Origin of the sequence: Geomonas edaphica, from assembly GCF_004917075.1 — a bacterium.
Lineage (GTDB): Bacteria > Desulfobacterota > Desulfuromonadia > Geobacterales > Geobacteraceae > Geomonas > Geomonas edaphica.
Genome location: NZ_SSYB01000002.1, coordinates 136996 through 149576, shown reverse-complemented (window position 1 = coordinate 149576; position 12581 = coordinate 136996). Strand labels below are relative to the sequence as shown.

At 61.3% G+C, this 12581-nt stretch carries 9 protein-coding genes; 2 read left to right on the top strand and 7 right to left on the bottom strand.

From position 1 onward, the window contains the following. Positions 1-29 precede the first annotated feature (29 nt). Positions 30-725, top strand: a complete 696-nt coding sequence (yrfG, locus tag E8K79_RS06905; protein ID WP_136514106.1) for a GMP/IMP nucleotidase — start codon at positions 30-32, stop codon at positions 723-725. Positions 726-728: 3 nt separating this feature from the next. Here the strand turns inward: yrfG and E8K79_RS06900 are convergent, their stop codons facing one another. Further along, the gene (locus E8K79_RS06900; RefSeq protein WP_246043756.1) at positions 729-1109 is read right to left on the bottom strand and encodes a helix-turn-helix domain-containing protein; all 381 of its coding nucleotides are present in this window, start codon (positions 1107-1109) and stop codon (positions 729-731) included. A 287-nt stretch (positions 1110-1396) separates the two neighbouring features. Here E8K79_RS06900 and E8K79_RS06895 point away from each other — a divergent pair, with 287 nt between their 5' ends. Further along, positions 1397-3163 carry a M3 family oligoendopeptidase gene (locus tag E8K79_RS06895; RefSeq protein ID WP_136514104.1) on the top strand — a complete coding sequence of 589 codons (1767 nt, stop codon included), beginning with the start codon at positions 1397-1399 and terminating at the stop codon, positions 3161-3163. A gap of 148 nt (positions 3164-3311) precedes the next feature. On the opposite strand, the gene acnB is transcribed toward E8K79_RS06895, so the two are convergent. From acnB to E8K79_RS06865, 6 genes are all read right to left on the bottom strand, one after another. After that, positions 3312-5831: a bifunctional aconitate hydratase 2/2-methylisocitrate dehydratase gene (gene acnB, locus E8K79_RS06890; RefSeq protein ID WP_136514103.1), complete on the bottom strand. Its 2520-nt coding sequence runs from the start codon at positions 5829-5831 to the stop codon at positions 3312-3314. Between the two features lie 220 nt (positions 5832-6051). Next, positions 6052-6804: a formate dehydrogenase accessory sulfurtransferase FdhD gene (gene fdhD, locus E8K79_RS06885; RefSeq protein WP_136514102.1), complete on the bottom strand. Its 753-nt coding sequence runs from the start codon at positions 6802-6804 to the stop codon at positions 6052-6054. Positions 6805-6847: 43 nt separating this feature from the next. Further along, positions 6848-8305, bottom strand: coding sequence for an NADP-dependent succinate-semialdehyde dehydrogenase (gene gabD, locus E8K79_RS06880; RefSeq protein WP_136514101.1), 1458 nt, complete (start codon positions 8303-8305; stop codon positions 6848-6850). Between the two features lie 185 nt (positions 8306-8490). Then, a complete protein-coding gene (locus tag E8K79_RS06875; RefSeq protein ID WP_136514100.1) occupies positions 8491-9843 on the bottom strand; it encodes a cohesin domain-containing protein in 1353 nt (450 codons plus the stop codon). 170 nt (positions 9844-10013) lie between these two features. Further along, a complete protein-coding gene (locus E8K79_RS06870) occupies positions 10014-11348 on the bottom strand; it encodes a S41 family peptidase (RefSeq protein ID WP_136514099.1) in 1335 nt (444 codons plus the stop codon). A gap of 36 nt (positions 11349-11384) precedes the next feature. After that, positions 11385-12581, bottom strand: coding sequence for a murein hydrolase activator EnvC family protein (locus E8K79_RS06865; RefSeq protein ID WP_136514098.1), 1197 nt, complete (start codon positions 12579-12581; stop codon positions 11385-11387).

Sequence of the window (12581 nt, the reverse complement as noted above, 5' to 3'; positions counted from 1 at the left end):
ACAGGTCCGACATCAAAAGAGAACCCGCAATGTCCCTCCCCCCCCTGCAAGTAGACTGGAATCACATTGACACCGTCCACCTCGACATGGACGGCACCCTGCTGGACCGCCACTTCGACGACCACTTCTGGCTGGAGCACGTCCCCAGGCGCTACGCCGAGAAAAACGGCATCGACGAGAGCGCGGCAAGGGAAAAGCTCTACCGCATGTTCCGCTCCCAGGAGAAGACCCTCAACTGGACCGACCTCGATTACTGGTCCGCACAACTGGGCCTCGACATCCCGGTGCTCAAGGAGGAGGTGCACCACCTGATCGCGGTGCACCCGTTCGTCACCGAGTTCCTACTCTTCCTGCGCCAGCACGGCAAGAAGGTCTACCTGGTCACCAACGCCCACGGTAAGACGCTGAACCTGAAACTGCGCCGGACCACGATCGGCGGCTACTTCGACGGCGTCATCTCGGCCCACGACCTGGGACTGCCAAAGGAGGATCCGCTCTTCTGGGGGGAACTGCAGAGGAAGATACCGTACGATCCGGAAAGGACCATGCTGGGAGAGGACAGCGAGACCAACCTGGAGACGGCGCGCCGCTTCGGCATCCGCTACCTGATTTACGTCGGACGCTTCAGCTCGACGATGCAGCCGCTCCAGTCGAAAGACTTTCACACCATCCATTATTTCAGCGAACTGATTCCGCGCGACGGCGGCATGGCAGTACAGATTTGACCGTCAGCCGCGCGTCTTGATCCTGCACACCCCGTACTTCTTCACCAGATCGTAAAGGGCCGGACGGCTGACGCCAAGCATGTCCGCTGCCTTGCTCATGTTTCCCGCACAGGCGCGGATCGCGTCGTACACCATCCACCGCTCGATCCTGTCCCTCGCTTCCCGTAGGGTGAGTGACGCGAAGGCCATGGCCCCAACGCTGCACCCGACGTCCGCGCCGTGCCCCGCTTCCGCGCCCGTTGACATCGCATCGTTGCGGCAGGAAAAAAGCCGCTGCAACACGATGCACTGACCACCGCCTCCTGCCCCGAAACGGTCACAACCTGTTGCCGTACCCGGTGCAGGTTGATAAGCCGCATCCTGAACCACCTGACGCTTTTTCATGGCGTCCATCCTCGCACTAGCGGTTAACGAAAGAACCACTTGCGGGGGAGGCTCCCTGCCACCCCCACCGGGAAGAGCTCTCAGCGGCTGATGCATGATTATTATATTTTTTTAACAGTTGCTATTTCTATCGCGCCCCTTTTGGTTGTCAAGGCGCGTAAATGCAGCAGAGGACGCTGATTCACCCACCAAGCCCCCGCCTCCCCTTTCTTGACACCTTGGCTACCTTGCATTACTATCGGTTGCATTCGTTTGAAATCATTAGGAAATCAGCTTCAGGAGGAACCATGTCAACCAACCTCTGCTGGGATACCACCCCGCTTTACTCTTCCCCTTCAGCACCCGAGCTCAACCAGGCTTTCGAGGGTGCTACTTCGCAGGTTGCAGCGTTCAGGGAACGCTACCGCGGCAAGGTAGCCGAGCTCTCCGCCGCGGAATTGCTGGAGGCGCTTGAGAGCTACGAGAAGCTGCAGGAGGATCTGGCGGTGCCGCAGCTCTACGCGCACCTGCTCTTCGCCGCCGACAGCGAGAGCGATCTGCACAAACGGCTCTCCCAGAAGTCCGAGGAGTTCGGCAACGCCATGGGGCGGGAGCTCCTCTTCTTCGATCTGGAGATCATCCAGATGGAGGAAGAGCCGTTCCAAAAGTTCGCCAAGGACAGGCTGCTCGACAACTACCGTCACTTCCTCGAGGTGCTGCGCAAGTTCAAGGCGCACACCCTTTCCGAGCGTGAGGAGAGCCTGCTTTCCCAAAAGAGCCTGACCGGTGTGCAGGCCTTCTGCCGTCTCTTCGACGAAGTCTCCGCCTCCCTGCGCTACACCCTCGAGATGGACGGGGAGACCAAAGAGGTAACCGGTGAGGAACTCCTTGCCCTTTTGCATCACCCGGACGCAGGGGTGCGCGAGCGCGCCTTCGGCACCTTCCTCAAGAAGCACGAGGAGAACGGCATCCTCTATTCCGCCGTGTTCAACAACGTGGCGCTGGACCACTCCCAGGAGATGGAGCTCAGAAACTACCGGCACCCGATGGAGCCGACCAACCTTGGCAATGAGATCCCCAACGAGGTGGTCGAAAGCCTCATGCAGGTCTCCGAAAAGAACTATCCCTTGGCACAGGAATACTTCCGCCTGAAAGCGCGGCTGCTCGGCATGCCGAAGCTGAAAAACACCGACGTCTACGCCCCCCTCACCGAGAGCGACCGCAAATACAGCTTCGAGGAAGCGCGCACCATGACGGTCGAGGCGTACCGCGGCTTCTCCGAAGAGTTCGCTGAGCTTGCCGACTCCTTCTTCACCGGCAGGCGTGTGGACGTCATGCCCCGTCCCGGCAAGAGCGGCGGCGCCTTCTGCATGGGGATGACACCTGAGCTCCCGCCGTACCTGCTTTTGAACTTCACCGGGAACCTGCGCGACGTGGCGACCATCGCCCACGAGGTGGGGCACGGCATCCACTACCTGCTCGCTCAGGGCCAGACCATGCTCAACTACCACCCGCCGCTGCCGCTTGCCGAGACCGCCTCGGTGTTCGGCGAGATGCTCCTCACCCGGCAGTTGCTGGAGCGTGAGACCGACGTGGAGGTGAAGAAGTCCCTTCTGTGCGCGAAGATCGAGGACATCATCGCCACCACCTTCAGGCAGAACGTCCTCACCAGATTCGAGGAGCAGATGCACCTAAGGCGTAACGACGGCCTTCTCACCGCGAACGAGCTCTGCGACCTCTGGTGGAACGAGAACGCGAAGCTTTACGGCGACTCGGTCGAGATGATCGAGCCTTACCGCTACGGCTGGAGCTACATCTCCCACTTCATCCACGCACGTTTCTACTGCTACTCCTACACCTGCGCGGAACTGGTGGTGCTGTCGCTGTTCCAGCGTTACCTGAAGGAGCGCGAGAGCTTCGTCCCCGTTTACCGCGAGATACTCGCCGATGGCGGCTCCAAGTCGCCTGGTGACACACTTGCCCCCGCAGGCATCGTCTTCAGCGACCCCAGCTTCTGGCAAGGGGGCTACGACCTCCTCGGCGACCTCATCGCAGAGCTGAAAGCGCTGCTGTAGCGTCGGGTTCCGCCGCCAGTCGGACCAGTCGGACAGCTGGGACAGGTCGGACAGCTGAGACTCCCAGGCAGTCGAACTGCCGCCACAGAAAACAGAAAGGCCCGCCGGTTTCCCGGCGGGCCTTTTTGCTGCTTGTTACCAGCTCTTCCTACATCTCGTCGAACTGGAGGTACTTGTACACGGTTGCCTTGTTCGGCTCGACCTTCTCCTTGTACACGGCGAGGTACTCGGCCGGGGTCGGGAGCTTGCCCATGTTCACGGTGACGGCACCGAGCTCCGCGGAGCCGAGGAACACCTTGGCGCCGTTGCCGATCCTGTCGTCGAAGTTACGGGTCGAGGTGGAGAACATGTTCACCCCGTCGGGTACGCGTGCCTGGTTACCCATGCAGAGCGAGCAGCCGGCGATCTCGACGCGTGCGCCCATCGCGCTGTAGACGGAGAAGTACGCCTCGTCCTTGAGCTTCGCCTGATCCATGCGGGTCGGCGGGCAGATCCAGGTACGGACGTTCGGGTTGAACTTCTGGCCCCTCCAGATCTCACCTGCAGCGCGGAAGTGACCGATGTTGGTCATGCAGGAACCGAGGAACACGTCCTGGATCGGGGTGCCGGCAACGTCGGAGAGGAGCTTCACGTCGTCCGGATCGTTCGGGCAGGCGAGGATCGGCTCGGTGATCTCGGCGAGGTCGATCTCGATGACCGCTGCGTACTCGGCGTTGGCGTCTGCTTCGAGAAGCTTCGGTGCCTTCAGCCATTCGTTTACTGCGTCGATCCTGTTCCGCAGGGTCTGCGCGTCCTGGTAGCCGTCGGCGATCATCTGCTTCATGAGGGCCACGTTGGAGCGCAGGTAGGTAGCTACCGACTCCTCGGAAAGCTTGATGCAACCGGCGGCGGCGCTACGCTCGGCAGCGGCGTCGGTCAGCTCGAAGGCCTGCTCGACGGAGAGCTCCGGAAGACCTTCCATCTCGAGGATGCGGCCGTTGAAGATGTTGACCTTGTTCTTCTTGGGCACGGTGAGCAGGCCCTGCTTGATCGCCCAGTACGGGATCGCGTTAACCGCGTCGCGCAGGGTGATGCCGGGGTTGAACTTGCCCTTGAAGCGGACGAGAACGGACTCGGGCATGTCGAGCGGCATGAAGCCGAGGGCGCCTGCGAAGGCGACCAGGCCGGAACCTGCCGGGAAGGAAATCCCGATCGGGAAACGGGTGTGGGAGTCGCCGCCGGTACCGACGGTGTCCGGAACGAGGAGACGGTTGAGCCACGAGTGGATGACGCCGTCGCCCGGCTTCAGGGGCACGCCGCCACGCTCGATGATGAACTGCGGCAGGGTCTTGTGCATCTTCACGTCGGCCGGTTTCGGGTAGGCCGCGGTGTGGCAGAAGGACTGCATGAACATCGGAGCCTGGAACTTGAGGCAGGCGAGCTCTTTCAGCTCGTCGGCGGTCATCGGGCCGGTGGTGTCCTGGGAACCGACGGTGGTCATCTTCGGTTCGCAAGCGGTCCCCGGAAGGACGCCGACGACGCCGCATGCCTGGCCGACCATCTTCTGGGCCAGCGAGTAGCCCTGGCCTGCCTTGGCAACCGGGTTGACCGGGAGGGTGAAGACGTCGGTCGGTGCCATGCCGAGTGCTTTCCTGGCACGGTCGGTGAGGGCGCGGCCGATGATCAGCGGGATACGGCCGCCGGCGCGGAACTCGTCGAACAGGGTGTTCGGGGCCACGGTGAAGGTGGAGAGAACCTCACCACCCTCGGTGGTGACCTCGCCCTTCTTGGCGTTGATCACGATGACGTCGCCGGTCTTCATCTTGGTCACGTCGGTCTTGATCGGGAACGCGCCGGAATCCTGCGCGGTGTTGAAAAAGATCGGTGCGATGACGCCGCCGATGATGATGCCGTCGCGACGCTTGTTGGGGACTGCCGGGATGTCCTGGCCGATGTGCCACAGCACGCTGTTGCATGCGGACTTACGGGAGGAACCGGTACCCACGACGTCGCCAACGAAAGCGACCTGGAACCCGTCCGCCCTGAACTTGGCGATGGTGGCGTTGCCGTCGGCGAAGCGGGTCTTGCCCATGGCGAGGGCGTGCAGCGGGATGTCAGGACGGCTCCAGGCGTCGCCCGCCGGGGAGAAGTCGTCGGTGTTGATCTCGCCTTCGACTTTGTAGACTTTCACCTTCACCACTTCTGGCAGGCCCGGCTTGGAGGTGAACCACTCGGCGGCGGCCCAGGACTCGAGGACCTTTTTGGCGCCGGCGTTGCTCTTGGAGAGCTCGAAAACGTCGTCGAAGGCGTCGTACACGAGGGTGGTGCCGCAAAGCGCCTTAACGGCCTCGTCGGCAACTTCCGCGTCCTTCAGCGCTGCGACCAGCGGGGAGACGTTGTAGCCGCCCAGCATGGTGCCCAGGATCTGAACCGCGTCCTTCTTGGAGACCAGCGGGGACTTCTTGGCGCCGGTGAGGATGGCGGCGAGGAAGCCTGCCTTCACTTCGGCAGCCGGGTCGACGCCCGGGGAAACCCTTTCCTTCAGGAGGTGGAGCAGGAACTCCTCCTTGCCTGCCGGGGGTGCTTCCAACAGTTTGCAAAGTTCCGCGGTCTGCTCAGGGTCGAGCGGTTTCGCAGGAATCCCGAGTGCTTTTCTTTCTGCCTCTTGCTTCAGGTACGCTTCGATCATGATTCCTCCTCCAGATAATGTGCAGCTATTTACGGAAGTTATGTTAACTCTTCTTTCAGCTGGTACTTCATTTGAACGGATACTGTATACAATTTTTACCCTGCTTTGTCAATTGTTGAAAGTGCCTGTAAGATGGCGCAGATCCGTGTAAAAAGAGCTGTTACTATGGCGTTTTATCTGGAATCAGCGGAGGTGTTTGACGGTGGGCGGAGTGAAAGTATTAAGAAAATAAAATATATTCGGAATGGGTATATGCGGTGAGTTTGGCGCCGCGCAGGTAGCCGATCAGCGTAATGACGCTTTCGTCGCAGATACGGACCGCCATGTCGGTGGGCGAGGTTCGGGATACGACGACCGCGATACCGAGCTGCGCCGCCTTCGCGGCCATCTCGGTCGAGACGCGGCCTGAGGTGGCGAGGATGGTGCCTTCGAGGGGAATCCCTTTAAGCAAGGCCTCCCCCGCCAGACGGTCGATGGTGTTGTGCCTGCCGAGGTCTTCGGCGTGCAAAAGCAGCCTTCCTTCCACGTCCCCGATGGCGGCGGAGTGGAGGCCGCCATGGCTTTTGTACCGGTCCGAGGTCTGGGCGAGTTGCCTCATCAGCTCGAAGACGGCACCGACCGCGATACCGCTGCGCGGAATTGGAGCCTGCCTGCCCTGCGGCAGGGAAAAAGTAACACCGGTGCCGCACCCCGAGGTGAGCACCGGCTTCAGTTCATGGGGGAGTTCCCCCTTGATGCGGACGTTGGCGATGCCGTAGTCGTTGCAGACGCTCAGGACCAGAAAATCATCGGCCGATGCGACGAACCCCTGTAGCCAGAGAAAGCCCGCCACCAGGAAGCGCAGGTCGTGCGGCGAAGCGACCAGGGTAACCAGTTCCCGGTCATTCACCCTGAGGACCAGGGGGAACTCCCGCACGACGTCGATCTCGCCGCGCAGCACCTTCCCGTCGTTGTATTGGAGCACCTCGGCCATCGTTTACCTGCTTCCCTGCCTCGGACAGGGTCGTGTGCGCCGCCTACCTGATCCCGCCGATGCAGAGATATTTAACCTCGAGGAAGTCCTCGATGCCGTACTTGGATCCTTCGCGCCCAACGCCGGACTCCTTCACGCCGCCAAAGGGAGCCACGGCGGTGGAGATGAGGCCGGTGTTGATGCCGACGATGCCGTACTCGACCGCCTCCGCCACCCGCCACACCCGCGCGATGTCACGGCTGTAGAAGTAAGCGGCGAGGCCGAACTCGGTGTCGTTGGCAAGACGGATCGCCTCCTCCTCGGTCTTGAACCGGAACAGCGGGGCCACCGGCCCGAAGGTCTCTTCCCGCGCGACCAGCATATCCGGTGAGACGTCGGCCAGCACGGTCGGTTCGAAGAAGGAGCCCCCCAGGGCGTGGCGTTTGCCGCCGGTTACCACGCGCGCCCCCTTTGCGAGGGCGTCGCCTATGTGCTCCTCCACCTTCTCCACCGCGGCCATGTCGATGAGCGGTCCCTGCTGGGTTTCCCCTTTGAGTCCGTCGCCCACCTTCATCGCGGCAACCGCGCTGGCCAGCTTCTCGGCAAACCGGTCGTAGATGCCGTCCTGCACGAGGAACCGGTTGGTGCAGACGCAGGTCTGGCCGGTGTTGCGGTACTTGGAGATGAGCGCTCCTTCCACCGCGGCGTCGAGATCGGCGTCGTCGAAGACGATGAACGGGGCGTTGCCCCCAAGCTCCATGGAGACCTTCTTCACCGTTCCCGCGCACTCTACCATCAGCTTTTTCCCGATCTCGGTCGACCCGGTGAAGGTCAGTTTTCTCACCAGCGGGTTCGCCGTCATCTCGCCGCCGATCCCCGCAGCCGAGCCGGTGACGACGGAGAAGACTCCGTCCGGCACACCCGCCCGCCGCGCCAGTTCGGCGATAGCGAGGGCCGAGTAAGGTGTCGCCGTCGCCGGTTTGACGACCATGGTGCAGCCGGCGGCAAGCGCGGGCCCGGCTTTGCGGGTGATCATGGCGGAAGGGAAGTTCCAGGGGGTGATGGCGGCGCAGACCCCGATCGGCTCCTTGAGGACGATGATGCGCTTGTCGCTTTGGTGCGAGGGGATGACGTCGCCGTAGATCCGTTTTCCCTCCTCGGAGAACCATTCGAGGAAGGAGGCGGCGTAGACCGTCTCGCCGCGCGCCTCGGCAAGCGGCTTGCCCTGCTCGGCCGTCATCAGCACCGCCAGATCCTCCTGGTGCTCAAGCATGAGTTCCGACCAGCGCCTGATGATGACGGAGCGCTCCTGAGCCGTCCTCGCGCGCCAGGCGGGAAGCGCGGCTTGCGCCGCTTCTATGGCGCGGCGCGTCTCGGCCGCTCCCATTTTCGGGATGGTGCCTAGTTTTTCTCCCGTTGCCGGGTTGGTTACGTCGATGGTCTCACCACTGTCGGCCGCACTCCATGCACCGTTGATGAAGCAGAGTTGCCGAAAAAGACTGCTGTCTTTCAGGTTCAACATCGGTTCCTCCCATGTGTGAAATGATCGCAGCAGTTTTTTGTATACAACATCGTCGGCGGTGCGGCAACTGAAAAGCCCCCTCGGTGCCGGCAACTTGCCTCCTGAAACGACAGATGCCCTCCGGCTTGTGGCCTGGAGGGCATCTTTGTTAGCGCTGAAACAGAAACAACTGCTGCTTGTACTTCCTATCTGACCTTATCTTTTTGCACGAGATAGTTCGCCGTGTAGATGTAATCATCGACGTAGTCTCGTTTGCCGTCCTTGTTCAAATCGAAGTGCGGCGCAGATTCGGTGCCGCGGTCGGTGAGGAAGCGCTGGAAGTCTGCTTCCGTGACCTTTTTCTGACCTTTCTTGGTAAGCCGCACCGCGGGGGCAACCACCAGCGGGAATTCCTGTCTCTGGCTGTTGTATAGCACCGCGATGCTTGCGCTCAGCGCGTCGCGGTCGGGGCGCGCCTGGATCTCCCACCCCTTCTCGATGCGGCTGTAGGAAACGTAGCTGCAGTCGCCGAAGCTGAACCTGGGGGTCGCATCGCCGACGTTGATGTAAACATTGAGCGTCACCGTCGCCTTGCCGTCCGCAAGCACCACCGCCGGAACCTGCATGTACTGCGCTTGTGGGGGCTGCACGAAGAGCGCCGTCAGGTTGGCCGGGGTACGTTCCCCTTTGAAGTCCCTGAACCTTGTCAGCACGCTTTCGACCTTTACGGGCTCGGCGACGTGGGCCGGCTTGCCGTCCACGGTCGATGCCCCCCCGCGCTCGTCCGAAGACGGCGACGGGTTATCCCCGCGCTCGAGCTTAGGTTCAGCGTCGTCCGGCTGTACCTTTTTGGTCCGTACCCGTCTTTGCGTTTCCTGCGCGGAAGAGGCATCGTCTCCAGACGTGGTTTGCCCCGTCGTGGTCTCCTGGCCGGACGTCTCCTGCCCCGGGATGCTGAGCGTACCGCCGAGGTATCCGCCTGATCTTGTCGTGCCCACGCCCGAGCCGGACGTCTCTCCGGTGGTCCCGGTCCCTGTCCCGCCGCTTCCTCCGCTATTCCCTGAGCTCCCTCCGGTCTGGCCGTCACCGCTTCCGCTGTCGGAGGTTGACGGCGGTGGTGGATTGGTGATGATCGGTGCAGCCATGGCGACCTTCTTCCCTGCGGTATCGATGAGGCTCGCCGTGAGCAGGGTGATGCTCCCGGGAGAAGTCCCGGTCCGATCGAAGGTGATGGTGGCCATTACCCCGCTGCTGCTATTCACCGCATTGATGCTAGTGCCGGCCATCCGGATCGGGTTACCCGGATGCGTAGTATTCGCCATGCTCGTCATCCCAGCGACCAGGCTCCCAAAGGTCACCCGCGGGTTGGAGAGCGTTGCCGAGTCGAAACCGACCGTCACGTCGAAACCGGCAACACCGGTCATCTGCGCGCCGTAGAGCACGAAGACACCGTCACCCCCGGGCGATGAGATGGAGAGAATCGGCAGGGCAAGGGCCGGAAGTGGAAGAAGGGTGAGCGAAAGGAAAAGAAGCACACGCGAGAGAGTCTGTATCATCATGGCTTACCTCGACTGCTTTGGGTGACTGCCGCACCCGGGTTACTCTACGCAGCACCGGGGCGGGTGTCAAGAACGGCTGTGCCGGTTACACCGCACTTCTGTGGCAAAAAAAAAGAAGGGGCGGCGACATGCTACCCCTTCTTTTTTTCATACCGGTTGGTTCCTAACCGCTAAGAGGGGAGCTTCCCCATGGTCTTCAGGATCTCCCAACCCTTCAGCAGGTCAAGGGCACGCAGCACCTGGGAGTCGCTCTTGATCATCTCGTCGGTCTTGTAGGGAGCGGGCTTCGCCGTCTTGTCGTCCTGCTCATCCTTCTTGTCGCTCTCGAAGTGGTTCTCGAGGTCCTTCTCGCGGATGTGCATCCCTTCCCGCTTCTCGCCGGTGGGGGCGATCTCGACGCGCTCAGCGACGATGTCCGGGGTGATCCCCTTGGCCTGGATGGAGCGGCCGCTCGGGGTGTAGTAGCGAGCGGTGGTGAGTCTAAGACCCGAGTTGTCGGAGAGCGGGATGATGGTCTGGACGCTGCCCTTGCCGAAGCTCTGGGTCCCCATGATGACGGCACGCTTGTGGTCCTGCAGGCAGCCCGCCACGATCTCGGAAGCGCTGGCCGAGCCGCTGTTGATCAGCACCACGATCGGGTACTCGCCCTGCTTGTGGCTCTTCCTGGAGGTGAAGCGCATCTGGGAATCCTTTTCGCGCCCCTCGGTGTAGACGATGAGCTTCCCTTCCGGTACGAAGTGCTCGCAGACGCGGACCGCCTGGTCCAGGAGCCCGCCGGGGTCGTTCCTCAGGTCGAGCACGAGTCCCTTCAGCACCTTCTTGTCGGCCTGCAGCGCCTGCAGCGCCTTCTCAAGGTCGTCGTCGGTCTTCTCCTGGAACTGGGAGATCCTGACGTAGCCGTAACCATCGTCGAGCACCTTGTACTTGACGCTCTTCACCTGGATGATGTCGCGCTCTAGGACGAACTCTTTCGTCTTGTCGAACCCTTCCCGCATGATGGTGAGGGTGACCTTGGTCCCCTTAACGCCGCGCATCCTCTTCACCGCGTCGGTTATCGTCAGGTCCTTCGTGTACTTGTCGTCGATCTTGAGGATCTGGTCGCCCGCCTTGATCCCGGCCTTGAAGGCGGGGGTGTCCTCGATCGGTGAGATGACGGTGAGGATGCCTTCTTTCACGGTGATCTCGATCCCGAGACCGCCGAAGGCGCCCTTGGTGTCGATCTTCATCTCCTTGTACGTCTCGGGAGGCATGAAGGAACTGTGCGGATCGAGCGAGCTCAGCATGCCGTTGATGGCACCGTAGACGAGCTTCTTGGTGTCTACCTCCTCGACGTAGCTCTTCTTCACGATGGCGAGGACGTCGGTGAACAGCTCGATGGACTGGTAATCGTTTCCGCCCCCTTGGGCGGCACATCTGCGCTGTACACCGAACGCGATTGCGAGCGTCAGCAGTGCAACGGTAGTGACAAACAGGGTTGTCTTCTTGAATTTGCTGCCCTTGAACATTTTGCCTCCCTGAGTTTTTCTCTTGCGATACCCTGCTTATCTGAACCAGGGGGACGGGTCAACCGGCTTTCCCTGGTAGCGGATCTCGAAATAAAGCATGGGCCCCTTCGCGGAATCGACATCACCCACGCTTGCAAGTACTTCGTTTCTGGTGACCTTGGCGCCGACTCTCTTCGCGATCGATGAGGCGTGTGCGTAGAGACTGAAGAAGCCTTCTCCGTGATCGACGATGATCATATTACCATAGCCTTTGAAATAGTTCGCGAAAATCACCTCGCCGTCGTCGATGGCATGAATGGCACTGCCGGCTGGGGCTTGGATGGAAATCCCATTACTGACCGTGAATGAGTCAAAGTCGGGGTGCTTGTGCCTGCCGAAGCGGTCCACGATGTTGCCTCGTACCGGCAATGAGAGTTTCCCCTTCTGCGCCCCGAGACCGCGACCGGGGACGGGCGTTGCCTTGGCGGTCACCCCGGGCTGCTTCCCCTCGCTCCCCTTGGAACGACCTTTGGCACTATACGCTTTTCTACTTTTCGCTTCAAGCTTCCGGATCATACTCTGCAGACGTCCCGCGTTGGCCTGCAGCTCCTTCAGCGAGGTGAGATACCCCTGCTTGTCCTGCCGCACCTTGACGAGGTAGGTCGCCTTGCGGCTCTTTTCCTGCTCGATCTCGCGCTTTTTCGCTTCCATGGAACGGCGGATCCCTTCCTTGCGCGCCGCGTCCTGCTCCAGTTGCTGTTTCAGCTTGTTCAGCCGCTGTACGTTGTCGTTGTACTGCTGGAAGAGCTTCTTGTCGTTTTGCAGGATGCTGCGCATGTAGCGGAGGTTTTCGCTCATCTGAGGAAAGGATTCCGAGGAGAAGAAGACACGCAGGTTCCCGGTATCCCCCCCCTTATAGAGGGCAGCGACACGGCGGTTGATCTGGGCCTTCTTGCGCTCCGCCTCCTGACGCTCCTTCTCGATATCCAGGAGTGTGCGGTCCACCCCCTTCTCGACCACGGCCAAATCGCGCCCCAGCGCCACGAGGCTCGACTGCTTCTCGGCGAGGGACTTTTGGATCTGCACCAGCTCACCCGAGACTTTGGTCTCGACCTTTTGGGTCTTCGTGATGAGGCGGTTCTTCTCCTTGATCTGCTTCTTGATGTCCTGCAGGTCCTCTTTCGCGCCGGCGTAACTTAAAAGCGGCAGAGCGAGAACCAGCACGAGCAGGTTTATGGCGGTTAACTGGCGCAT

What these genes read in the sequence shown, in the direction of transcription:
- yrfG (WP_136514106.1), top strand. Translation starts at nt 30, where the DNA reads ATGTCCCTCCCCCCCCTGCAAGTAGACTGGAATCACATTGACACCGTC.
- E8K79_RS06900 (WP_246043756.1), bottom strand. Translation starts at nt 1,109, where the DNA reads ATGAAAAAGCGTCAGGTGGTTCAGGATGCGGCTTATCAACCTGCACCG.
- E8K79_RS06895 (WP_136514104.1), top strand. Translation starts at nt 1,397, where the DNA reads ATGTCAACCAACCTCTGCTGGGATACCACCCCGCTTTACTCTTCCCCT.
- acnB (WP_136514103.1), bottom strand. Translation starts at nt 5,831, where the DNA reads ATGATCGAAGCGTACCTGAAGCAAGAGGCAGAAAGAAAAGCACTCGGG.
- fdhD (WP_136514102.1), bottom strand. Translation starts at nt 6,804, where the DNA reads ATGGCCGAGGTGCTCCAATACAACGACGGGAAGGTGCTGCGCGGCGAG.
- gabD (WP_136514101.1), bottom strand. Translation starts at nt 8,305, where the DNA reads ATGTTGAACCTGAAAGACAGCAGTCTTTTTCGGCAACTCTGCTTCATC.
- E8K79_RS06875 (WP_136514100.1), bottom strand. Translation starts at nt 9,843, where the DNA reads ATGATGATACAGACTCTCTCGCGTGTGCTTCTTTTCCTTTCGCTCACC.
- E8K79_RS06870 (WP_136514099.1), bottom strand. Translation starts at nt 11,348, where the DNA reads ATGTTCAAGGGCAGCAAATTCAAGAAGACAACCCTGTTTGTCACTACC.
- E8K79_RS06865 (WP_136514098.1), bottom strand. Translation starts at nt 12,581, where the DNA reads ATGCGCCAGTTAACCGCCATAAACCTGCTCGTGCTGGTTCTCGCTCTG.